The sequence below is a fragment of the Crystallibacter permensis genome, assembly GCF_025960875.1.
Classification (GTDB): Bacteria; Actinomycetota; Actinomycetes; order Actinomycetales; family Micrococcaceae; genus Crystallibacter; species Crystallibacter permensis.
The window spans coordinates 73,863-95,445 of sequence record NZ_JAODLR010000003.1; the positions used below are offsets into that span (position 1 = coordinate 73,863).

Sequence of the window (21,583 nt, forward strand, 5' to 3'; positions counted from 1 at the left end):
CAGCGGCAACAGCCCACGGAGTGCTGGCATGATGGAATCTGTGACAGGTACAACAGAGAGGCGCCCGGAGCATGCCTCCGACGGGTTGGCACTGGCGGAGGCGGTCCGCGATGCGCTCGGCGGGCTGACGCTTCCGCTTCATCTGCCCGGAGCCGCACAGGCCCGCCAGGATATCCACGCAGCGCTCGACCAGCTGGAGGACTATGTCCTGCCGCGCTACCGCAGCCTGGACGCGCCACTGCTGGCAGTCGTTGGCGGATCCACCGGCGCCGGCAAATCAACGCTGGTCAACGCGCTGGCAGGCCGCCCGGTCACCCGCACGGGTGCCATCAGGCCGACCACGCGCCAACCTATCCTGCTGCACAACCCGCGTGACCGTTCATGGTTTGCGGACCAGCGCATCCTGCCCGCCCTGAACCGCATCACCTCAGCTGCGGAGACTGCCGGTGCACTGCCGGCGGAGCGGGCCGGTGCCGACCCGGATCCGCGCGCCATGTCCTCCCTGGTCCTCGTCTCGGAAACCACGATCCCGCCCGGCATCGCCCTGCTGGACGCACCCGACGTTGACTCTATTTCGGACGATAACCGCAAGCTGGCCGGGCAGCTGCTGTCGGCGGCAGACCTGTGGCTGTTCGTGACCACTGCCAACCGCTATGCGGACGCCGTGCCGTGGAAGCTGCTGCTGGAAGCCGCCGGGCGGGACATCCTCGTCGCCGTCGTGCTGGACCGCGTTCCGGCCGGCGTCGTGGACGAGGTCCAGGCGGACCTTGCAGGGCTCCTGAACCGCGAAGGATTGGGCAACGCGCGGCTCTTCGTCGTCCCCGAGTCGCCCCTGGACGAGCTGGGGATGCTGCCGCATGCTGCAGTGACGGACATCCGCGGCTGGCTGCTGGAGATTTCCGCAGATGCCGCGGGCAGGGCCGCCATCGCGCGGCGGACCCTCAGCGGGGCAGTGGCATCGTTGGCCGCCACGACCGCGTCGGTGGCGGATGCGCTGGACGCCCAGTCCGTCGCGGCGGCCAGGCTGCGTGACGACGTGCTGGACGCCTATAACAGTGCAGCCCGGCGGACGCTCGACTCCACCCAGGACGGCACGCTGCTGCGCGGCGAGGTGCTGGCCCGCTGGCAGGACTTCGTGGGAACAGGTGAGTTCTTCCGCTCGATCGAGAGCGGGGTGGGCCGGTTGCGGGACCGGATCGGTGCCTTTTTCAGCGGTAAGCCGGCACCCTCGGTCACCGTTGAGGCCGCAATCGAATCGGGACTGCAGGCCGTGATCGTGGACGAGGCAGCCAAGGGCGCCGAGGACGCCGATGCACGGTGGCGCAACGATCCGGCAGGGCGGCAGCTGCTGGGCAGCAAGGATATGTCTACCGTCAGCGACGGTTTCAGCGACAAGGCTTCGGCCGAAATCCGCGCCTGGCAGGGTGACCTGCTGGCGATGATCCAGACGGAGGGCGCCAGCAAGAGGCTGACCGCCAGGATGCTTTCCTTCGGCGTGAACGGTCTGGGCGTGGCGTTGATGGTTGTGGTCTTCGCCGCCACCGGGGGCTTGACCGGCATCGAGATCGGCGTTGCCGGCGGAACAGCCGTGGTCGGGCAAAAACTGCTGGAGGCCGTTTTCGGTGAGGACGCGGTCCGCCGTCTCGCCCGCAAGGCGCGGGAAGGGCTGAGGGAACGGACGGAAAACCTGATGCGTGAGGAAGCAACGCGTTTCCTGTCCCTGATCGATGACGAGGACGCCGCGGCGCTGGCCGCCGGACTGCGCGGACAGGCGGCGCAGCTGTCCGCGCTGGCCCGACGGACCGGAGCGGAGGGCGCGGCATGAGCCGGCACCGGGGAGAGAAGGAACGCTCGCCGCTGCGCAGCCGGCTGGAGGCCCTGAATACGGCGCGCGAACTTGCCGAGGAACGCCTGCCCGATGAGACGCTGGCACCCGTCACGGAGGTGCTGAGCCGGGCCAGTACACGGCGCTCGTTGTCGGCCGAACACACCGTGGTCGGTTTCTTCGGTGCCACGGGCAGCGGCAAGTCATCGCTGTTCAACGCGGTTGCCGGACAGGAAGTAGCGACCGCTGCCGCCCGCCGCCCGACGACTTCCGAGCCGTTGGCAGGCGTCTGGAATCCAGCCGGAAGCGAGCCGCTGCTCGATTGGCTTCAGGTCAAAAAACGGCACCTGATGGACGCTCCTCCGGCGAGCAGCCGCCAGGACCATGCCGGCGAGGACGGCTACGGCGGACTGATCCTGCTTGATCTTCCTGACTTTGACTCCACCGCCGTCGAACACCGGCAGATCGTGGAGCGCCTTGCCGGCCAGGTAGACGTCCTCGTGTGGGTGCTTGACCCGCAGAAATATGCCGATGCCGCCCTGCACCAGGGCTTCCTGCGCCCGCTTGCCTCCTACGGAGCGGTCACCATGGTGGTGCTCAACCAGATTGACCGGCTGGCCACGCGGGAGGTCCGGCCGGTGCTGGACTCGCTGAAGCAGATTCTGGCGCAGGACGGACTCGACGGTGTGGCGGTCTACCCGGCCTCCGCGATGACCGGCGCGGGAATCGAAGAACTGCGCACGGCCATCCGCACCGTGGTGGACCGGCGCCGCGCCAGCACCGAACGCCTCCTGGCCGATATCGACGCTTCTGCCGCCGCACTGGCGGACGGCTCGTCCGGCCCGGCACTGCCGGCCGTGCCGAAGGAAGCCAAGCAGACTCTCTCGGAGCACCTGGCCCAGTCGGCGAGCGTGGACGTGGTGGCGGACGCGGTACGCAAGTCCTACCGCAGGCAGTCGCATGCCAACACCGGCTGGCCGGTCACCCGGTGGCTGGGCAAACTCCGCCGCGATCCGTTGAAGCGGCTCAACCTCGACCGCCGGGACGTCAATCCCGCGGTCAACCGGTCTTCCCTGCCTGAGCCCGGCCCCGCCCAGCGGGCACAGTCGGATTCCGCGGTCAGGACCTTCGCCGATGCGGCCGCCGGCCGGGCACCGGAAGTGTGGCGCGGCTCCATCCGCAGGGTGGCCCGTGCCAGTGCACCCGAGCTGCCCGATGCGCTCGACCAAGCCATCGCCGGTACGGACCTGGGCTCAAACCGGAAGTCGTGGTGGTGGCCGGTGACCGGCATTCTCCAGTGGATCGCCCTGGCCGCGGCGGCAGCCGGCGCGCTCTGGCTCCTGGGACTGGCCGTCATGGGCTACTTCCAGTTCGACGTACCTCCGGCGCCGCGGGTCGAGGGCTTCCCCCTGCCCACGCTCCTGCTGGCGGCCGGCGTGCTGCTTGGCATTGTGCTGGGGCTGGCTTCGGGCCTGGTGGCCCGGGTGGCAGCGGCCACAAGGGCAGCCAAAGCACGACGGCGGCTGCGGTCCGCGGTGGCTCAAGTGGCCGAGAGGAAAGTGGTGGTCCCGGTGGAGGAAGAGATCCGCCGGTACAACAGCTTCCGGGAGGCCCTGGCGGCCGCGCGCGGCGGCACGGGCTAGCGGGGCCGAGGGCAGCTCTTGCTAGCCGGCGGCGGCCAGAACCTTGAGCATCGTACGGAGGTTGCGTGTCGTCGTCGTACTTTTGAATCTCTTGTGTGCCACCAGCTTGTTCACCGGGCTGTCCAGCGTGCCGCCCTTGGCCGCCGTCCAGGCCATCGCTTCGGGCCCCAGCAGGATGCCGTCCCCTTCTGCGGCAGCGGCGGCCTTGTGCAGTTCCTGCAGCTCGGCCGGATCCGACGTGACGGTGACGTAGGCGTGGACGCCGGCGTTGTCGGCCGGGTAGGGGCAGGCCGCCACCAGTTCGTGCAGCCGCTCAGTACTGAGCACCACGACCCAGGCGTCGTAGCCGAAACGCTCGCGCAGTTTCGCCTCGACCAGTTGCTTCACCTCTTCGGCCGAGCAATCGCTGGCGCACACGATGTTGCCGCTGGCCAGCAGGGTCCTTACATCGTGGAGGGGCAGCTCGGCCATGGCCGCCTTCAGCTCCGCCATCTTGATGTTGATGCCGACGACGTTGATTCCGCGCAGGAAGATGGCATAGGTGGTCATGGGTGCAGATTACCGGTTGGCGCGGCGGTAGTGAATGATCTAGTCAGGACCAAACGCAAACAAGGCCGCGCAGGAATTTCCGGGGCCGGAACGGGGAAGCGGAGAAGTGGCGGAACATCTCACGGTGGCTCAACTGGACGAGCGGGCCGTCCTGGAACGGATTTTCCCGCGGCTGGGTACTGCCGACGTGCCGGTGGGCCCCGGGGACGATGCCGCGGTGATCGAGGCTCCCGACGGGCGTACCGTGATCTCCATCGACACCCTGGTCCAGGACCAGGACTTCCGGCTCGAATGGGCCAGCGGCTACCGGACTTCAGGGTTCGACGTCGGGTGGAAATGCGCTGCGCAGAACGTATCGGACATCAATGCCATGGGTGCCGTGCCCACGTCGCTGGTCATCAGCCTGACCCTGCCCGGGGACACACCGGTGCGCTGGGTGGAGGACATGGCGGACGGACTCCGCACGGCGCTGCATGAACTGGGCGCGGAGCGGTGCGCCGTGGTGGGCGGCGACCTGGGCCGGGGCGCCGTCCTGGTGGTCACGGCAGCGGTTACCGGGGATCTGCAGGGCAGGGCACCGGTTCTGCGGTCCGGGGCGCGAGCGGGAGACCTGGTGGCCGTCGGCGGATCGTTGGGCAGGGCGGCCGCCGGACTGGCGCTGCTTGAGGGAACTTCGGGTTACGGCGGGATGCCGCCCGAGCTGCAGGCTCTGGCCACCGCGCAGTCACGGCCGTTGCCGCCGCTGGCACTGGGGCCGCGGGCTGCGCAAGCCGGCGCGCACGCCATGATGGACATCTCCGACGGACTGATCCGCGACGCCGGGCGGCTGGCCCGGGCGAGCGGCGCCGCCTTGGCCCTTGACTACCAGCGGCTGGACCATTTCGAGGTCCCGCTTCGGCAGGCGGCGCGCATGCTGGACGCGGATCCGCGGCACTGGGTGCTGGGCGGGGGAGAGGACCACGGGCTGCTCGCGGTTTTCCCGCCCGGCGCGGGGCTGCCCGAGGGGTTCGTGCACATCGGGAGCGTTGCCGAAGCGGCAGCCGGTGCCGCCGAGGTGACCGTGGACGGCGAGGTGCCGGACGTGCTCGGCTGGGATCATTTCAGGGGTTGATCCCGGCGTGTTCAGTCGGTGGTCTTGCGCAGCGCGTCGGTCAACTGCTGTGCGGCCTGGACTACCACTTCTGCGTGGATGCGGCCGGGCTGGCGGCTGAGCCGTTCGATCGGGCCGGAAATGGAGACTGCTGCTATCACCCGGCCGGAGGGCCCTCGCACGGGCGCGGAAACGGAGGCGACGCCGGGTTCCCGCTCGCCCAGGCTCTGGCCCCAACCACGGCGACGGACTCCGGCGAGTACCGTCGGCGTAAAGCGGGCGTTCTTCAGCCCCTCCAGGAGGCGTTCATGGTCCTCCCACGCCAGCAGGACCTGGGCGGCCGAGCCGGCCTTCATGGAGAGCTGGGTGCCTACCGGGATGGTGTCGCGCAGGCCGATCGGCCGCTCCGCCGAGGCCACGCACACACGCCATTCGCCCTGCCGGCGGAAGACCTGCGCGCTCTCGCCGGTGGCATCGCGCAGGGCAAGCAGCACCGGGCCGGCGGACGCGATCAGTCGGTCTTCACCGGCGGCCGAAGCCAGTTCCACCAGCCGGCTGCCCAGGACAAACCGGCCCTGGATGTCGCGGCTGACCAGCCGGTGGTGGACCAGGGCCAGCGCCAGGCGGTGGACGGTAGGCCTCGCGAGGCCGGTAGCGGCCACCAGCTGGGCTAATGTTGTGGGCCCGGCCTCCAGCGTATCCAGCACCATGGCTGCCTTATCGATGACTCCGACGCCGCTTGATTTGTCCATAAGTTGATATTGCCGTCTCATTATCTGAGATGCAAGTCGGAAAACTAGCGAGCAGCGATGCGGGCTGGGAGAGTTGAAGTACATACTTCTGCGGGCGCCGATGGCAGCCGAATACCGGTTGAAACGGCCCGCGCTGTCACTGATGGAGGGAGCTGGCTATGGCCGGTACAACTGCGGGCAAGACGCTCGCTGAAAAGGTGTGGAATGCACACGTGGTGCGCAAGGGCGACGGCGAAGGAGCCGCGCAGCAGCCTGACCTGCTCTACATCGATCTCCATCTTGTACACGAAGTCACGTCCCCGCAGGCGTTCGAAGGCCTGCGCCTGGCCGGCCGCCCGCTGCGCCGCCCGGATCTGACCATCGCCACGGAGGACCACAACACTCCGACGCTGGACATTGACAAGCCGATCGCGGATCCGACCAGCCGCACCCAGATCGAGACCCTGCGGACCAACTGCAAGGAGTTCGGCGTCCGGCTGCATTCGCTGGGCGACGCCGAGCAGGGCATTGTGCACGTTGTCGGCCCCCAGCTGGGGCTAACCCAGCCGGGCCTCACCGTGGTCTGCGGCGACTCGCACACGTCCACGCACGGCGCCTTCGGCGCGCTGGCCTTCGGCATCGGCACCTCCGAGGTCGAGCACGTCATGGCAACGCAGACCCTGTCGCTGAAGCCGTTCAAGACCATGGCGATCAACGTCGAGGGCACCCTGCGTCCGGGCGTGACCTCGAAAGACATCATCCTGGCCGTCATCGCCAAGATCGGCACCGGCGGCGGACAGGGCTACGTGCTGGAGTACCGCGGCTCGGCCATCCGGGACCTGTCGATGGAAGCGCGGATGACCATCTGCAACATGTCCATCGAAGCCGGTGCCCGCGCCGGCATGGTGGCGCCGGACGAGACCACCTTCGAATACCTGAAGGGCCGGCCGCACGCACCCGAGGGTGCGGACTGGGACGCCGCCGTCGAGTACTGGCAGACACTGCGCACCGAGGACGACGCCGAATTCGACGCCGAGGTCTTCCTCGACGCGGACACGCTGGAACCGTTCGTCACATGGGGCACCAACCCGGGGCAGGGCGTCTCCCTCTCCGGGGCCGTCCCTTCGCCCGAGGACTTCGCGGACGAGAACGCAAAGGCCTCGGCAGCGCGCGCCCTGACCTACATGGATCTCAAGGCCGGCACGCCGATGAAGGACATCCGGGTGGATACGGTGTTCCTAGGGTCCTGTACCAACAGCCGCATCGAGGACCTGCGCATTGCTGCGGACATCATCCGCGGCCGCAGCAAGGACCCGAACATCCGCATGATGGTGGTGCCCGGCTCTGCCCGCGTCCGGCTGGAGGCCGAGGCCGAGGGCCTGGACCAAGTCTTCAAGGACTTCGGTGCCGAGTGGCGCTTCGCCGGCTGCTCCATGTGCCTGGGCATGAATCCGGACCAGCTGGCTCCGGGCGAACGATGCGCCTCAACGTCCAACCGCAACTTCGAGGGGCGCCAGGGCAAGGGCGGCCGCACACACCTCGTGTCGCCGGTGGTGGCAGCGGCTACCGCAGTACGCGGCACCTTGAGTTCGCCGTCGGACTTGGATCCTGTTGACGAGGGCCAGGCTCGCCGCCTGAGCGAAACCAGCGCAGCTTAACGCGGATTAGGGGAAACAATGACCATGGAAAAATTCACCACCCACACCGGTATCGGCGTTCCGCTGCGGCAGTCAAATGTGGACACGGACCAGATCATTCCTGCCGTGTACCTCAAGCGCATCACCCGTACCGGATTCGAAGACGCGCTGTTTTCGGCCTGGCGGAAGAAGGATGACTTCATCCTGAACCAGGAGCCGTTCAACCGTGGTTCGGTGCTGGTGGCCGGCTCCGATTTCGGCACCGGCTCCTCCCGCGAGCACGCGGTATGGGCACTGAAGGATTACGGCTTCAGGGTGGTTCTCTCGTCGCGCTTCGCGGACATCTTCCGGGGCAACTCGGGCAAGCAGGGCCTGCTGGCCGCGCAGGTCGCCCAGGACGACATCGAGTTGATCTGGAAGGAACTGGAGAACCATCCGGGCACCGAAATCACGGTGGATCTGAACTCGAAGACGGTGGTCTGCGGAACCCTCACGGCGCCGTTCGAGATCGATGACTACACGCGCTGGCGCCTGCTCGAAGGGCTGGACGACATCGGGCTGACGCTCCAGCACGAAGAGGAGATCACCAGCTACGAGGCAACCCGTCCGTCCTGGAAACCGAAAACGCTTCCGGCCCGGTCATAACTCCGGCGTGGCTAATCGCACTTTATTTCGGGATGGTCACGGTAGCTTCTATGCTTAGCTGAGGCCTTCGCGAAGTTTGGAGGCGTTGCAGATCGAGGAAACAGGTGTATATGGCAAGCGTTCTGACCATCCGCGGAGGAGTCCCTCTTAAGGGAAAGGTATCCGTCCGGGGAGCCAAGAACCTCGTACCAAAAGCCATGGTTGCCTCCCTGCTGGGCAACGATCCTTCGCTGCTGCGCAACGTTCCGGAGATCAAGGACGTCGAGGTAGTGACGAGCCTGCTGCGCCTCCATGGCGTCGAGGTCACCAAGGATCCCGTCACCGGTGACCTGTCCCTGGACCCCACCAAGGTCAAGACGGCCCAGATGAAGGACATCGACGCGCATGCCGGTGATTCCCGCATCCCGATCCTTTTCTGCGGGCCGCTGATCCATGCCATCGGGGAAGCATTCATCCCTGACCTGGGTGGCTGCAAAATCGGCGACCGCCCGATCGACTACCACCTGGAGGTGCTGCGCCAGTTCGGCGCCGTGGTGGAGAAGCGCGAGGGCGGTATCTCCATTTCCGCTCCCAAGGGTCTGAAGGGCGCCAAGCTCTCGCTGCCCTACCCCAGTGTCGGCGCCACCGAGCAGGTGCTGCTGACCGCCACCCGCGCCGAGGGCATCACCGAGCTCAGCGGGGCGGCGATCGAGCCGGAAATCATGGACCTGATCGCGGTCCTGCAGAAAATGGGCGCCATCATCTCGGTGCAGACTGACCGGGTCATCCGGATCGAGGGCGTTCCGCACCTCAGCGGCTTCAACCACCGCGCGCTGGCGGACCGCAACGAGGCAGCATCCTGGGCCTCGGCCGCGCTGGTCACCCAGGGTGACATCTATGTTGAGGGCGCGAACCAGCCGGATCTGACCGCGTTCCTGAACACCTACCGCAGAATTGGCGGCGCCTTCGATATCGACGACGAAGGCATCCGCTTCTACCACACCGGCGGGAAGCTCTCGCCGCTGGTCCTCGAAACGGACGTGCATCCGGGCTTCATGACGGACTGGCAGCAGCCTCTGGTGGTCGCCCTGACCCAGGCAGCCGGCGTGTCCATCGTCCACGAAACGGTCTATGAAAACCGCTTCGGCTTCACCCAGGCCCTGATCCGGATGGGCGCCAGCATCCAGGTGCACCGCGAGTGCCTGGGCAGCATCCCGTGCCGCTTCGGCCAGCGCAATTTCCTGCATTCGGCCGTCATCTCGGGGCCCACCCAGCTGCAGGGCACGGACATCGACATTCCGGATCTGCGCGGCGGCTTCAGCCACCTGATTGCGGCGCTGGCAGCCAACGGCACATCCCGCGTGACCGGTATCGAGCTGATCAACCGGGGTTACGAGCGGTTCCAGTCCAAACTGGAAAACCTCGGCGCGGACTTCGACATTGCCTGAAGCGGCGGGACGAAGGATGAAGCCGGCCATGAAGGAACGGGCCACGCTCAACACCTTGGCCGCCTTGGTGCGCCCGGTGCTGAACCTGCTCCTCCGGCGTAAGTGGGAGGGGACGGAGAACCTGCCGCAAGGCGGTGGGATCATCGTCTGCCCCAACCACAATACGGAAATAGACCCCCTGGTGGTTGGCCATTTCGTTTACAACCAGGGTTTCTTCCCGCACTTCCTGGCCAAGGCCTCCCTGTTCAAGATCCCCGTGGTCGGCGCCATCCTGTCGGCCGCCAAGCAGATCCCCGTGGAGCGCAGCAGTGCCGGCGCAAACCGCTCCCTCAGCGTGGCCCGGGAGGTGATGGATCAGGGCGGTGCCGTGATCATCTACCCGGAAGGCACGCTGACCCGGGATCCGGACCTGTGGCCCATGCGCGGCCGGACCGGCGCGGCCAGGCTGGCGCTCCAGACCGGGGTTCCGGTTGTTCCGGTAGCCCATTGGGGCGCCAACGAGTTGTTCCCGCGCTACGCGAAGAAGCTCCATATCTTTCCGCGCAAGACGGCAAGAGTGGTTGCCGGACCGCCGGTGGACCTGAGCGAATTCATCGGCCAGCCGCTGACGAAAACCGTGCTCGAGGAGGCGACGACCAGGATTCTGGACGCCGTGACGGATTTGCTGGCCGGACTCCGCGGCGAGCAGCCCCCGGCCCAACGCTGGGACCCGGCCGTGCGCGGCCAGAACGCCACCGGCCGGAACTTCGAAGTGTCTCCGCCCGCCGACCTGCCACCCACATCACCGGAGGAAAAGCCGTGAGCTCCCACCAGGAACTGCCCGCCGCAGTGGCTGTTCTGGGCGCCGGCAGCTGGGGCACAACGTTTGCCAAGGTCGTGGCTGATGCCCATCCGGGCATCCAGGTGCGGCTGTGGGCGCGGCGGCCGGAAGTGGCGGAGGAAATCAACCGCAGCCACCTGAACAGCCAGTACCTCAACGACATCCGCCTGCCGGATAACCTGACCGCCTCAGGTGACGTGGCCGAGGTCATGGACGGGGCGGAGCTGGTGGTTCTTGCCGTTCCGGCGCAGACGCTGCGGCCTCAGCTGGCGGCCTTGAAACCGCTGCTGGGGGACACCGCCGTCGTTGTTTCCCTCATGAAGGGCCTGGAACGCGGCACCGACTCGCGGATGAGCGAAGTCATCAAGGAAGAACTCTCGCTGCCAGATTCGCGGATCGCGGTGATTTCCGGCCCCAACCTGGCCATGGAGATCGCGCGCAAGGAACCCACCGCCTCGGTGGTGGCCTGTACGGACCGCGACGTGGCGCAGTGGATTGCCAACACCTGCACCGCCCGGTACTTCCGCCCGTACACCAACACGGATGTTGTGGGTGTGGAGATCGGCGGGATCGTCAAGAATGTCATCGCCTTGTGCGTGGGCATCTGCGATGGCAAGCACATGGGTGACAACACCAAGGCCTCCGTCATCACCCGCGGACTGGCGGAGACCACGCGGCTCACGCTGGCGTTGGGCGGCGAGCTGGAAACGATGGCGGGACTGGCCGGGCTGGGGGACTTGGTGGCGACCTGTTCGTCCCCGCTCTCGCGCAACCGCACCGCTGGCCGCCTGCTCGGCGAAGGCCTGACGCTGGACGAAGTCAGCCAGCGCATGACGCAGACCGCGGAGGGCATCAAGTCCGGGCGCGCGGTGCTCGACCTGGCCACCCAGGTAGGTGTGGAAATGCCGATTACCGAAAGCGTGGTCGCCGTTCTCGAGGGAGAAATTTCCGTCGAGGACCTGGCCCCGCGACTGCTCACCCGTGAGCTCAAATCCGAAGGCGAACAGGAACAGTGAAAAAAGAACCGAACAGTCCCAATGCCCCGGAGACCGGGCGGAAACCGCGTGTCGCCGTCCTTTTCGGCGGCCGTTCCAGCGAGCACTCGGTCAGCTGTGTGACGGCTGCAGGCGTTCTGGCGGCCATTGACCAGGAAAAGTACGACGTCGTTCCGATCGGCATCGCCGCCAACGGCCAGTGGACGTTGGTCTCCGATGATCCTGCCCGCTGGTCCCTGACCTCGGCGACCCGGCCGGAGGTCACCCCTGCAGCGGAATCGGTGCTGCTGGCCGCCGGAGACTCCGCCACGGAACTGGTTGTCCGTTCTGCTTCCGACGCCCTCCGTAGCCTGGGACAGGTCGACGTTGTGCTGCCGCTGCTGCACGGACCTTTCGGCGAAGACGGCACGCTGCAGGGCCTGCTGGAAATGAACGACGTGCGCTACGTGGGCGCCGGCGTCCTGGCCTCCGCCGTCGGCATGGACAAGCACTACATGAAGGTGGTCTTCGAAGCCGCGGGGCTTGAAGTCGGGCCGTACGAGGTCATTACCGACCGCCAGTGGCAGCAGGACCCGGACTCGGCCCTGGCACGCGTGGCGGGACTGGGCTTCCCGGTCTTCGTGAAGCCGGCCCGCGCCGGCTCATCGATGGGCATCAGCAAGGTTTCCGACGCAGCGGGACTACGGGCCGCCATCGAAGCCGCACGGGAGCACGATCCGAAGATCGTTGTCGAAGCGGGGATTGTCGGCCGCGAGATCGAAGTGGCCGTCTTGCAGGGGCGGGGCTTTGCTGACCCGCGCACCAGCCTCCCAGGTGAGATCGCGGTGCAGCCCGGCGAGCACGATTTCTACGACTTTGAAGCCAAGTACGTTGACGGCGCGGCCGCCGCACTCAGCTGCCCGGCGGACCTGCCTTCGGAAGCCACGGACCGGGTCCGCGAACTTGCCGGCAAGGCGTTCGATGCCGTCGCGGGAGAGGGCCTGTCCCGGGTGGACTTCTTCTACACACAGGACGGCCGTCTCGTCATCAACGAGATCAACACCATGCCCGGGTTCACCCCGATCAGCATGTACCCGCAGATGTGGGCCAAGTCAGGCCTGCCCTACACCGAACTCATTGACGAACTGATCTATCTCGCGCTGAACCGCAAAACCGGGCTGCGCTGACCGCAGGTGCGGTTGCCGCTCGGCGTCCCGTGTCTACGAGGCGTCGAGCGTGTCCGTCGGGTTGATGCATTCGTTGGTCTGCGGAACCTCCGCGGCCGCGTCGGCCAGATCCACCAGAATGGTGGATTCGGCCACCTCGTCCGGATCAAAAATAAGCTCCGTGGCCGGTTCGCGGCCATAAGTGGTGGCCGTCCAGGTCTCTTCGCCCTCGTGCAGGACCCAGTCGATGCCGTTGACCGTGACACACCGGTCCGTGGTCGGTCCCGGCACCGGGACACCGCAGCGCAGGATGACTTTGGACGGGTCGCCCCAGGCAGCAGTTGCCTGGCTGGAGGTCTCGCGGCGCTCAGCATCGGCCACGAACTCCGGCAGGATCACCATCATCGGAGCGCAGGCGGGATTGGCGGCGTCTTCGGCGGCATCAACCTGCACGATAGGAGAGCAGGCCGTTGCCGCGAACACTATCCCTGCCCCCAGCAACGAGGCAGGCAGGTATCGGCTCAGGGCGTTCATCCGGGACATGGATCCAGCCTATCCGCTTGCCGGTGCGGACAATAATGGATGCCCGGGAGCGCCCGCGCACCCGGACTCGCTGCGCGGCACCCCTTGCAGGAACCGTCCAGTTTCGGCCACTATGCTCGTCCGTGGCCCGTTTCAAGAAAGTGAATGAATGACGTCTGACTACGACTATGACTACGCCCCTCCCCGCCGCCCCAAGCGCCGGCCCTTGCCCAAGGTGCTGGCCGTACTGGCTGCGCTGGTGGCAGTGGCCATCGTCATCGGCGGTAGCTACGTCTTTTACCTGGCCAACGTCTTCGACAATAATTCGCAGAAGATTGAGAATGCGTTCCCGCAGAACCGCATCAGCAAGGTAGCCGGTGATGGCTCCAAGAACATCCTGCTGATGGGAACCGACGCCGACGGCGGAAGCGGCGAGGGCGAAAACCTCGCAGGCGTGCCCAACGGCGGCCGGACGGACACGATGATGCTCGTGCACCTTCCGGAAAACCGCGACAAGGTCTACGTCATGTCGATCATGCGCGACACCTGGACCACGATCCCCGGATACGGAGAGCACAAGATCAACTCCGCCATGGCATTCGGCGGCACCCCGCTGGTGGTCGAAACGGTGGAGACATTGTTCAACGCGCGCATCGACCATGTTGCCAGCGTCGACTTTGCCGGCTTCCGGGCGCTGACGGATGCCCTTGGCGGAGTTCAAATCGATAACCCTGCCGCCTTCCAGATCACCGGAGGCAACGGCGAATCCTTCCCCGAAGGTGTGCAGACCCTCGACGGCGAGTCCGCGCTGAATTTCGTTCGGGAGCGCAAGTCGTTCACCAACGGCGACTACCAGCGAGTGGCCAACCAGCAGTTGTTCGTGAAAGCCCTGGTGTCCGAAATCCTCTCACCGGCGACACTGGTCAATCCGCTGCGGATGAGTGGCGTGGTCTCGGAGTTCTCGCCTTACATCAGCGTTGATTCGGAGTTCAGCGGCCCGGCGGCAGCCTTCCTCGGCGCCAGCCTGTGGAAGGTGCGCGGCAACGACATCGAAATGTTCACGCTCCCGTCACTGGGCACCGGCATATCCGCCGACGGCCAGTCCATTGTGCTCAAGGATCAAGCGGCCATCGCCGAAATATCCAAGGCAATGAGCAATGGCTCGATGGCCGACTATCTCGCTTCGGCCGGGTAGAAGTCCGGAAACTGCTCCTGATTTGCCGGCCATCCCCTAAACGTTACCCACTCCCGGGCTCCGGCTACGGTAGGCTCGGTTAACGCTGGAGAACTGTAAGAGTCCGTTGGCCCGTTTGTGCCGCGGCAGCGGGATTGGAACACCTTGCACGCAAAGATAGCCGCGAACACACAGGCGCTCAAGCGCTGGCTGGCGAAGGCGGAAGAAGTGCTCGGCAACCATAGCGACCGGCTCAATGCCATCAACATTTTCCCCGTAGCGGACGGGGATACGGGCACCAACCTGTACCTGACGGTGAGGGCAGCTTCCCAAGCGGCCGCCGAAGCGGAGACCGCGGATGTCGGCGAACTGCTGGCGGTGAGCGGGCAGGCTGCCATGGAGGAAGCTCGTGGAAACTCCGGCACCTTGTTCGCGGTGTTCCTCTCGGCGATGGCGGAACCTCTGAAAGGCACCACCAGGATGACAGGGCCGCTGCTGGCTGCGGCACTCCAGCGGGCAGAAATCCGCTGTTGGTCCGCGTTGAGCGATCCGGTGCCCGGCACCATGCTCTCGGCAATGGAAGCAGTCTCACAGGCTGCCAATTCCCACGGAGCCGCACACAACGGGGACGATTCAAACCATGGTCTGGCAGTCACGCTGGAAGCGGTGGTGGAGGCTGCCCTCGATGCCGTCGTGCAGACCGAAGACCAGCTCGGTATGCTGGCAGCCGCACAGGTGGTGGACGCCGGAGCCGTGGGTTTCCTGCTGATCATGGACACGTTGCGCTCCAGCGCCCTCGGGGTGGAACTGCAGCCGGAACTGCTGGACGGGCTGCACGGCTACAACCTGCAGGATCCGCACATCCATCTGGGGCAGGCGCACGAAGGCGTGGAAGTCATGTGCACTATCAACCTGAGTCCGCTTGATGCGGCCACCCTGCGACTGCAGTTGGACGAGTTGGGCGATTCCGTGATCCTGAGTGCGGTTACCGAGTCCGAGGTCGGCTACCGCTGGCGGGTCCACGCCCATGTCCCGGAAGCGGAGCCCGCCTTGGCCGCGATCCGGGCCTTCGCCGAACCATCCAATCTGTCCGTGACCGATCTTTCCGCCCCGGTGTACGAGGCCCATGACTGAACATCTGCCGGCAGAAGTTGAACTCGAACTGAAGCGGCGGCTCGGACAACGCAGCGCTTCGGCGCTGGAGAAGCACCTTGGCCTGACCACCGTCGGGGAACTGCTGAATTATTTCCCGCGCCGCTATCTCAAGCGCGGTGAGCTGACCAGCATTGCCGAGCTTCCCCTGGACGAAAACGTGACCCTGGTGGCCCGCGTTGTCAGCTGCACTACACGCCGGATGCGTGCACGGAAAGGTATCCTGACCGACGTCGTCGTTAGCGATGATTCCGTACGCGGGTTGAACCAGGTGCACCTGACGTTCTTCAACACGTACCGTGCGGACAAGGAACTGCTGCCGGGCACAATGGCCATGTTTGCCGGCAAGGTCACCACGTACCAACGCCAGCTGACGCTGACCAATCCTGACTACGTGCTGCTTGAGGACGAGAATGGCTTTGACGCCGAGGAAGCCCGGCGTCCCGTCCCGCTGTATCCGGCCACCGCGAAGCTGAGCAGCTGGCGGATCAAAGCCGCCGTCGAAGCTCTGCTCGACGTCGTGGACTTCAGCCGGATCGAGGACCCGGTGCCGGCCGATATCGCCATCCGCGACCGGCTGTATTCGCTGGAGGACGCGTACCAGCAGATCCACCGCCCCCAGGACTTGGAATCGGTGGCCAAAGCCCAGGAGAGGTTCAGGTACCAGGAAGCGCTGATACTCCAGACGGCGCTGGCCCGGCGCAGGGCACAAGCGGCTGCCGAGGAAGCAACCGCAAGGCCGCACCACCGGGCCGGATTGCTGGAGCGTTTCGACGCCTCGCTGCCCTTCACCCTTACCGGCGGCCAGCAGGAGGTCGGAGCCACCATTGCCGCGGAGCTCGCGGAGAACCACCCGATGAACCGGCTGCTGCAGGGGGAAGTGGGGTCCGGCAAGACACTTGTTGCCCTGCGCGCCATGCTCCAGGTCATCGACGCCGGCGGCCAGGCCGTCATGATGGCACCAACAGAGGTGCTGGCCGGTCAGCACTACGAATCGATCCGGCGGATGCTGGGGCCGCTGGCCGAGGGCGGCATGCTTGGCGGCGACGAAAACGGGACCAGAGTCGTGCTGTTGACCGGTTCCGTGGTCGGTTCCGCCCGCCGCAGCGTCCTGCGGGATATCAACAGCAACGAGGCGGGCATCGTCATAGGCACCCACGCCCTGCTCTCCAAAGAGGTCGAGTATTACGATCTGGGCCTGATCGTGGTGGATGAGCAGCATCGGTTCGGCGTCGAGCAGCGCGACCAGTTGCGTGCGCAGGCTATCAAGCCGCCCCACCTGCTGGTCATGACCGCCACACCGATCCCGCGCACCGTTGCCATGACCGTGTTCGGCGATTTGGAAACGTCGGTGCTGCGGGAACTGCCAGCCGGCCGCGCCCCGATCCGTACCCATCTCGTGGGACTGGTGGAGAACCCGGGGTGGGCTGACCGGATCTGGGCCAGGGCACGCGAGGAAGTCGATGCCGGCAGGCAGGTGTACGTGGTCTGTCCCAAGATCGGCGACGACGAAGGCGAGGACCCGGCCAGTTTTGAGCCGACTGCCGACACCGGAGAGGAAAGCCGTCCGCTGGCTTCCGTCCAACGGATGGCAGAGTTTCTGGCGGAACTGCCGGTCTTGTCCGGAGTGCGCATCGGTGTCCTCCACGGAAGACTGGACTCGGGGGAAAAGAATGCCACCATGGCAGCCTTCACCGAGGGGCGGCTGGACCTGCTCGTTTCCACCACCGTGATCGAAGTCGGTGTGGACGTCCCCAACGCCACGATGATGGTGATCCTTGATGCGGACCGGTTCGGCATATCGCAGCTGCACCAGCTGCGAGGACGGGTGGGCCGCGGCTCGCTGCTGGGCACGTGCCTGCTCGTCACAAGCCTGGAGCCGGGCCACCCCAGCCGGGAGCGGCTGCAAGCGGTGGAGGCGACCACGGACGGATTCCGGCTCGCCCAGGATGACCTGAAGCTGCGCCGCGAAGGCGACATTCTGGGGTCTTCCCAGTCCGGCGGCAAGTCCACGCTGAAGCTGCTGCGCGTCATCAAGGACGAAGCCGTGATCGAACACGCGCGCAAGGACGCCGCGGCGATCATCGAACATGACGCCCAGCTGGGGGACTACCCGGAATTGGCCGAAGCCATCGAGCAGTATCTCAACCCGGAGAAAGAGGCGTTCCTTGAACGGGGATAGGGCATGAGCCGGGTGGTGGCCGGGACCGCCGGCGGCATGACGCTGGCCAATGTCCCGGGCACCGCGACGAGGCCGACGACGGATCGGGTCAAGGAAGCGTTGTTCTCACGGCTCGAGTCGTACGACGTCATTCATGACGCCGTCGTTCTTGACCTCTTCGCGGGCTCGGGCGCGCTGGGGGCCGAATGCGCCAGCAGGGGGGCGGCCCGCGTCGAGCTGGTCGAATTGGCGGAGAAGGCCGCGGCCGTGTGCCGCCGCAACGCCGAGATGATCAACTCTGTGCTGCGCCGGGCCGTCGTGCAGGTCCACCGCACCAGCGCCGAGGGATTCCTGGGCAGGCTGCAGGAGGGCAGGCATTACAACCTGGTGCTGATCGATCCGCCGTACCCGCTCGCCGAAGACAAGCTGGCCGAGATCCTGGCGTTGCTGGAGCCGTTCCTGGTCGAAGGTGCGGTGGTCGTCGTCGAACGCTCCTCGCGTTCGCCGGAACCACGTTGGCCGGCCGGGCTGGAGTGTTTTTCCGGCCGGAAGTACGGTGAGACGCAGTTGTGGTTCGCGGAGCCGGTCTAAGCCAGCACGAATGATTCCAGCTCGGCGCCCGTGAGCACCTGCGCCGGATGCGGACCGGCGGCGAGCAAGGACTGCGTCCAGTCCTCCGGCCACGAATCCCGTCTCGCCGCGAGCACCAGATTGCCGGCATAGCGGCTGGTGAACATGCCAGCTTCGCCCAGCACAGCCACCGCTGGTGTGCAGTCCGACAGCTCGGAGATCTGACGTTTGGCAAAGGCCAGCGGAGGGTCGTCGCCGACGTTGACCAGCAGGACTCCGCCGGGTGACAGCAGTTCGAGCAGCTCGCTGTAGAAACCGCCAGTGGCCAGATGTTCCGGGGCATCCTCGCCGGCGAAGACATCGAGCACGACGACGTCGAACTCACCGTCGATATCCCCGAAGGTCACTTCCTGGCGGGCATCGCCAATATAAACGGTCAGGTCCGTGCCTTCGGGTAGCGGCAGCTGGTCGATGACGTAGTCCAGCAGCTCCCGTTCCAACTCCACGGCGTGCTGTTCGGAGCCCGGCCTGGTGGCCTGGATATAGCGCGCGAGCGTGAGCGCACCGGCACCCAGATGCAACGAGCGCAGCGGCTGGCCAGGTTCGCCGGCAAGATCCACAACGTTGGCGATCCGGCGCAGGTACTCGTAGAAGACATGCTCCGGGTGCTTCAGGTCCACATGGGACTGTTCGGCGCCGCCGATACTCAGGATGTACGCTCCCGGCACCCTGCTGTCCGGGTCAAGGGAGGCATGCAGGCCGCTGCCGCGCAGAAAACGATTCTGCACCGCTAGAGCCGGTCCTTCAAAGTGGCGAGCCTCGACGCCGCTTCCTCCAGCACATCCACACGTTTGCAGAAGGCGAAGCGCAGCAGCGACTTGGTCCGTTCCGCACCTGCCGGGTGGCAGAACACCGGAACCGGTATGGCTGCCACGCCGACCAGTTCAGGGAGCCGGCGGGCCAACGCCGTTGCATCGGTAACGCCCAGCGGCGCCGCATCTACGTTGACGAAGTAGGTGCCTTGGGGCGTGAAGACGTCCAGACCCGTTGCCCGCAAGCCCTCGCTGAGGATGTCCCGCTTGCGCTGCAGCGTGTCCGCTACGTCTTGGTAGAAGGAACCGTCCAGCGCGAGACCGGCCGCCACGGCCGCTTGGAAGGGGGTGCCGGAGGAATAACTGAGGAATTGCTTGACGGTCCGAGCCGCCGCTACCAGCTCGGACGGCCCGCTCATCCAGCCGATTTTCCATCCGGTGAGCGAGAACGTTTTGCCCGCGGAGGAAATGGTGAGGGTGCGCTCCGATGCGCCGGGCAGCGTGGCCACGGGTATGTGGGCAACGCCGAAGGTGAGGTGCTCGTAGACTTCGTCCGTAATGATGATGGCATTGTGGCGGTTGGCCAGCTCCACGATGCGTGTCAGCGCCTCCCGCGTGAAGACACTGCCCATCGGATTGTGCGGGTTGTTGACCAGGATGACGCGCGTCCTCGCGGAAAAAGCCGCCTCAAGCGCGACCAAGTCCGGCTGGAACTCGGGCGCCAGCAAGGGCGCCGTGACGTGGGTTGCGCCGCTGAGCGCGATCACAGCACCGTAGGAGTCGTAGAACGGCTCGAAGGTCAGGACCTCGTCGCCGGGGCCGGTCAGGGCAAGCAGGGCGGCGGCCAAGGCTTCCGTAGCCCCTGTGGTCACGATGATTTCCGTCTCCGGATCCGGCGTCAGTCCATAGAAACGCCGCTGATGGTCGGAGATCGCTTCGCGCAGCGCGGGGATTCCCTTGCCCGGCGCATACTGGTTTGCGCCGGCCGAGATGGCGTCACGGGCAGCCTCCCGCATCAGTTCCGGCCCGTCCTCGTCAGGAAACCCCTGGCCTAGGTTGATCGCGCCGGCGTGAACGGCCAGCGTTGTGATCTCCTCGAAGATGGTCACACCCAGATGGCCGTCGGCGCCCAGCAGGTTGGCGCCTTCGGCCGTGCGCAGCCATGGTGCGCGGTTCCCCGAGGCGGACCCTTGGGCCAGGTTTTCGTCCGTTCTGCTCATATCTCCCAGTAATATCACTACAACCGCGGCCTCACGTGCTGTGACTTGTGCTGTGAATGGATTAGATTCATAGATATGCGCCGAGCCGTCTGCCCTGGATCCTATGACCCGCTGCACAACGGGCACGTTGAAATTATTGCCCGTGCCGCCAGCATGTACGACGAAGTGATCGTCGCCGTCTCCACCAACTATGCGAAGAAATACAGGTTCTCCCTGGACGTGCGTCTGGATATGGCGCGCCAGACCCTGTCCTACCTGCGGGGGATCACCGTGGAGCCGATGGGCGACGGGCTGCTGGCGGAATTTTGCCGCAGCCATGGTGCAGGTGTCATCATCAAGGGACTGCGTTCCACGCAGGATTACCACTACGAACTGCCGATGGCCCGGATGAACCGCCATCTCACTGGCGTCGAAACGGTGTTCCTGCCGGCGGAGAACAGTTACACACATCTCTCATCCACTTTGATTAAGGAAGTGGCGGCGCTCGGCGGTGATATCGCGGACTTTGTTCCCAAAGCCGTGCTGCAACGTTTCCAGCAGGACGAACAAGGACAATAGTCCTGCGGAGCGTCCATTTGAGAGTATGGGCAACTTCGCGCTAAGATAATACGTCGGTCATATGTTCTATAGGAGTTCTCATCGTTGTGATCATGAATCATGATCAAAAATCGCCCCTGGCTATTTCGGTCAAGGATCTCGGGCGCAGCCCGGGTACTATGCGGACCCTGAACGAGCATGTACCTGCACCGGATCAGTTCGGTGCAGCACTCATTGGCGTGCAGGAAGGCTCTGATATGGAGCTGGATCTGCGGCTTGAGTCCGTACACGAAGGCATTCTGGTTTCCGGCACTGCCACCGTTGATGTAACGGGGGAGTGCGGGCGCTGCTTGGATGCAATCGAGTATGATCTCTCCGTCAGGGTGCAGGAACTCTTCTACTACGAGGGCTTCGATCCGCAGGATCAGGGTCCGGATGATGAAGAGGCTGACGAGCAGCGGCGGGTAGAGCGCGATTCAATCGATCTCGAACCGGTGTTGCGGGACGCAGTGGTAACCGCCCTGCCGTTCCAGCCGGTGTGCCGGGAAGACTGTAAAGGCCTTTGTCCTGAATGCGGGATGCGCCTTGAAGAGGATCCGGGCCACCAACATGAGGTTTTGGATCCTCGCTGGGCAGCCCTCGCCGGGTTGGCTGGCACAGCTGCCGATGAGGCAGCAACACGTACAGAGTCAGACGAGAGAGAAGAGAGTTAGTCGTGGCTGTTCCCAAGCGGAAAATGTCCCGCTCGAATACGCGCGCACGCCGGTCCCAGTGGAAGGCAACTGCGCCCAACCTGGTTAAGACCGTTGAGAACGGCCGTGTCACCTACAGCCTGCCTCACCAGGCCAAAGTCGTCACCGACTCGGCAGGCACTGCGCTGTTCCTTGAGTATAAGGGCCGCAAGGTAGCCGACGTTTAATAGCGTCCG

General features: G+C 65.6%; 21 protein-coding genes. 16 read left to right on the plus strand and 5 right to left on the minus strand.

Going from position 1 to position 21,583, the window contains the following annotated elements; all coding sequences use genetic code 11:
- The first annotated feature begins 31 nt into the window (after positions 1–31).
- Positions 32–1,825 carry a dynamin family protein gene (locus B0G38_RS04485; protein WP_264668552.1) on the plus strand — a complete coding sequence of 598 codons (1,794 nt, stop codon included), beginning with the start codon at positions 32–34 and terminating at the stop codon, positions 1,823–1,825.
- Positions 1,822–3,468 carry a GTPase gene (locus tag B0G38_RS04490; protein WP_264668339.1) on the plus strand — a complete coding sequence of 549 codons (1,647 nt, stop codon included), beginning with the start codon at positions 1,822–1,824 and terminating at the stop codon, positions 3,466–3,468. Before B0G38_RS04485 ends, B0G38_RS04490 begins: the two co-directional genes overlap by 4 nt.
- 21 nt (positions 3,469–3,489) lie before the next feature.
- On the opposite strand, the gene B0G38_RS04495 is transcribed toward B0G38_RS04490, so the two are convergent.
- Positions 3,490–4,017, minus strand: a complete 528-nt coding sequence (locus B0G38_RS04495; protein ID WP_264668340.1) for a DUF1697 domain-containing protein — start codon at positions 4,015–4,017, stop codon at positions 3,490–3,492.
- A gap of 106 nt (positions 4,018–4,123) precedes the next feature.
- Between B0G38_RS04495 and B0G38_RS04500 the strand changes: the two genes are divergently transcribed.
- Positions 4,124–5,128: a thiamine-phosphate kinase gene (locus B0G38_RS04500; protein ID WP_264668341.1), complete on the plus strand. Its 1,005-nt coding sequence runs from the start codon at positions 4,124–4,126 to the stop codon at positions 5,126–5,128.
- An 11-nt stretch (positions 5,129–5,139) separates the two neighbouring features.
- Here B0G38_RS04500 and B0G38_RS04505 read toward each other — a convergent pair whose 3' ends face one another.
- Entirely contained in the window at positions 5,140–5,859 is a 720-nt protein-coding gene (locus B0G38_RS04505) for an IclR family transcriptional regulator (RefSeq protein ID WP_139006532.1), read from the minus strand.
- Between the two features lie 158 nt (positions 5,860–6,017).
- On the opposite strand from B0G38_RS04505, the gene leuC reads away from it, so the two are divergent.
- From leuC to B0G38_RS04535, 6 genes are all read left to right on the plus strand, one after another.
- Positions 6,018–7,496 carry a 3-isopropylmalate dehydratase large subunit gene (leuC, locus tag B0G38_RS04510; RefSeq protein ID WP_264668342.1) on the plus strand — a complete coding sequence of 493 codons (1,479 nt, stop codon included), beginning with the start codon at positions 6,018–6,020 and terminating at the stop codon, positions 7,494–7,496.
- Between the two features lie 24 nt (positions 7,497–7,520).
- On the plus strand, positions 7,521–8,120 hold the full coding sequence (gene leuD, locus B0G38_RS04515; RefSeq protein ID WP_169996262.1) for a 3-isopropylmalate dehydratase small subunit: 600 nt from the start codon (positions 7,521–7,523) through the stop codon (positions 8,118–8,120).
- A gap of 110 nt (positions 8,121–8,230) precedes the next feature.
- The gene (gene murA / locus B0G38_RS04520) at positions 8,231–9,547 is read left to right on the plus strand and encodes a UDP-N-acetylglucosamine 1-carboxyvinyltransferase (protein ID WP_264668343.1); all 1,317 of its coding nucleotides are present in this window, start codon (positions 8,231–8,233) and stop codon (positions 9,545–9,547) included.
- Between the two features lie 16 nt (positions 9,548–9,563).
- Positions 9,564–10,349 (plus strand): lysophospholipid acyltransferase family protein, encoded by a 786-nt coding sequence (locus tag B0G38_RS04525; RefSeq protein ID WP_264668344.1) that lies wholly within the window; start codon positions 9,564–9,566, stop codon positions 10,347–10,349.
- Entirely contained in the window at positions 10,346–11,383 is a 1,038-nt protein-coding gene (locus B0G38_RS04530; RefSeq protein WP_264668345.1) for an NAD(P)H-dependent glycerol-3-phosphate dehydrogenase, read from the plus strand. The genes B0G38_RS04525 and B0G38_RS04530 overlap by 4 nt, the downstream gene beginning before the upstream one ends.
- On the plus strand, positions 11,380–12,528 hold the full coding sequence (locus tag B0G38_RS04535) for a D-alanine--D-alanine ligase family protein (protein WP_264668346.1): 1,149 nt from the start codon (positions 11,380–11,382) through the stop codon (positions 12,526–12,528). Before B0G38_RS04530 ends, B0G38_RS04535 begins: the two co-directional genes overlap by 4 nt.
- A 33-nt stretch (positions 12,529–12,561) precedes the next feature.
- Here the strand turns inward: B0G38_RS04535 and B0G38_RS04540 are convergent, their stop codons facing one another.
- On the minus strand, positions 12,562–13,050 hold the full coding sequence (locus B0G38_RS04540) for a DUF3515 domain-containing protein (protein ID WP_264668347.1): 489 nt from the start codon (positions 13,048–13,050) through the stop codon (positions 12,562–12,564).
- A 148-nt stretch (positions 13,051–13,198) separates the two neighbouring features.
- Between B0G38_RS04540 and B0G38_RS04545 the strand changes: the two genes are divergently transcribed.
- The 4 genes from B0G38_RS04545 (at position 13,199) to rsmD (ending at position 18,107) form a co-directional block, all read left to right on the plus strand.
- Positions 13,199–14,224, plus strand: coding sequence for an LCP family protein (locus B0G38_RS04545; RefSeq protein WP_264668348.1), 1,026 nt, complete (start codon positions 13,199–13,201; stop codon positions 14,222–14,224).
- 144 nt (positions 14,225–14,368) lie between these two features.
- Positions 14,369–15,337, plus strand: coding sequence for a DAK2 domain-containing protein (locus B0G38_RS04550; RefSeq protein ID WP_264668349.1), 969 nt, complete (start codon positions 14,369–14,371; stop codon positions 15,335–15,337).
- Positions 15,338–15,341: 4 nt separating this feature from the next.
- A complete protein-coding gene (locus B0G38_RS04555; RefSeq protein ID WP_264668553.1) occupies positions 15,342–17,537 on the plus strand; it encodes an ATP-dependent DNA helicase RecG in 2,196 nt (731 codons plus the stop codon).
- Between the two features lie 3 nt (positions 17,538–17,540).
- Positions 17,541–18,107 (plus strand): 16S rRNA (guanine(966)-N(2))-methyltransferase RsmD, encoded by a 567-nt coding sequence (rsmD, locus tag B0G38_RS04560; RefSeq protein WP_264668350.1) that lies wholly within the window; start codon positions 17,541–17,543, stop codon positions 18,105–18,107.
- Here the strand turns inward: rsmD and B0G38_RS04565 are convergent.
- On the minus strand, positions 18,104–18,874 hold the full coding sequence (locus B0G38_RS04565; protein WP_264668351.1) for a spermidine synthase: 771 nt from the start codon (positions 18,872–18,874) through the stop codon (positions 18,104–18,106). The two genes, rsmD and B0G38_RS04565, sit on opposite strands and share 4 nt — an antisense overlap.
- 2 nt (positions 18,875–18,876) lie before the next feature.
- Positions 18,877–20,118: an aminotransferase class I/II-fold pyridoxal phosphate-dependent enzyme gene (locus B0G38_RS04570; RefSeq protein WP_264668352.1), complete on the minus strand. Its 1,242-nt coding sequence runs from the start codon at positions 20,116–20,118 to the stop codon at positions 18,877–18,879.
- 75 nt (positions 20,119–20,193) lie between these two features.
- Here B0G38_RS04570 and coaD point away from each other — a divergent pair, with 75 nt between their 5' ends.
- From coaD to rpmF, 3 genes are all read left to right on the plus strand, one after another.
- A complete protein-coding gene (gene coaD / locus B0G38_RS04575) occupies positions 20,194–20,676 on the plus strand; it encodes a pantetheine-phosphate adenylyltransferase (protein ID WP_169996156.1) in 483 nt (160 codons plus the stop codon).
- 116 nt (positions 20,677–20,792) lie between these two features.
- Positions 20,793–21,368 carry a YceD family protein gene (locus tag B0G38_RS04580; RefSeq protein ID WP_169996265.1) on the plus strand — a complete coding sequence of 192 codons (576 nt, stop codon included), beginning with the start codon at positions 20,793–20,795 and terminating at the stop codon, positions 21,366–21,368.
- A 2-nt stretch (positions 21,369–21,370) separates the two neighbouring features.
- A complete protein-coding gene (gene rpmF, locus B0G38_RS04585) occupies positions 21,371–21,574 on the plus strand; it encodes a 50S ribosomal protein L32 (RefSeq protein ID WP_055240805.1) in 204 nt (67 codons plus the stop codon).
- Positions 21,575–21,583: the final 9 nt, after the last annotated feature.

Bases quoted from the DNA above. Each gene is read 5' to 3' on its own strand.
- B0G38_RS04495 (WP_264668340.1), bottom strand. From the start codon at position 4,017: ATGACCACCTATGCCATCTTCCTGCGCGGAATCAACGTCGTCGGCATC.
- murA (WP_264668343.1), top strand. From the start codon at position 8,231: ATGGCAAGCGTTCTGACCATCCGCGGAGGAGTCCCTCTTAAGGGAAAG.
- B0G38_RS04490 (WP_264668339.1), top strand. From the start codon at position 1,822: ATGAGCCGGCACCGGGGAGAGAAGGAACGCTCGCCGCTGCGCAGCCGG.
- leuC (WP_264668342.1), top strand. From the start codon at position 6,018: ATGGCCGGTACAACTGCGGGCAAGACGCTCGCTGAAAAGGTGTGGAAT.
- coaD (WP_169996156.1), top strand. From the start codon at position 20,194: ATGCGCCGAGCCGTCTGCCCTGGATCCTATGACCCGCTGCACAACGGG.
- B0G38_RS04570 (WP_264668352.1), bottom strand. From the start codon at position 20,118: ATGAGCAGAACGGACGAAAACCTGGCCCAAGGGTCCGCCTCGGGGAAC.
- B0G38_RS04505 (WP_139006532.1), bottom strand. From the start codon at position 5,859: ATGGACAAATCAAGCGGCGTCGGAGTCATCGATAAGGCAGCCATGGTG.
- B0G38_RS04525 (WP_264668344.1), top strand. From the start codon at position 9,564: ATGAAGCCGGCCATGAAGGAACGGGCCACGCTCAACACCTTGGCCGCC.
- leuD (WP_169996262.1), top strand. From the start codon at position 7,521: ATGGAAAAATTCACCACCCACACCGGTATCGGCGTTCCGCTGCGGCAG.
- B0G38_RS04485 (WP_264668552.1), top strand. From the start codon at position 32: ATGGAATCTGTGACAGGTACAACAGAGAGGCGCCCGGAGCATGCCTCC.
- B0G38_RS04540 (WP_264668347.1), bottom strand. From the start codon at position 13,050: ATGTCCCGGATGAACGCCCTGAGCCGATACCTGCCTGCCTCGTTGCTG.
- B0G38_RS04545 (WP_264668348.1), top strand. From the start codon at position 13,199: ATGACGTCTGACTACGACTATGACTACGCCCCTCCCCGCCGCCCCAAG.
- rsmD (WP_264668350.1), top strand. From the start codon at position 17,541: ATGAGCCGGGTGGTGGCCGGGACCGCCGGCGGCATGACGCTGGCCAAT.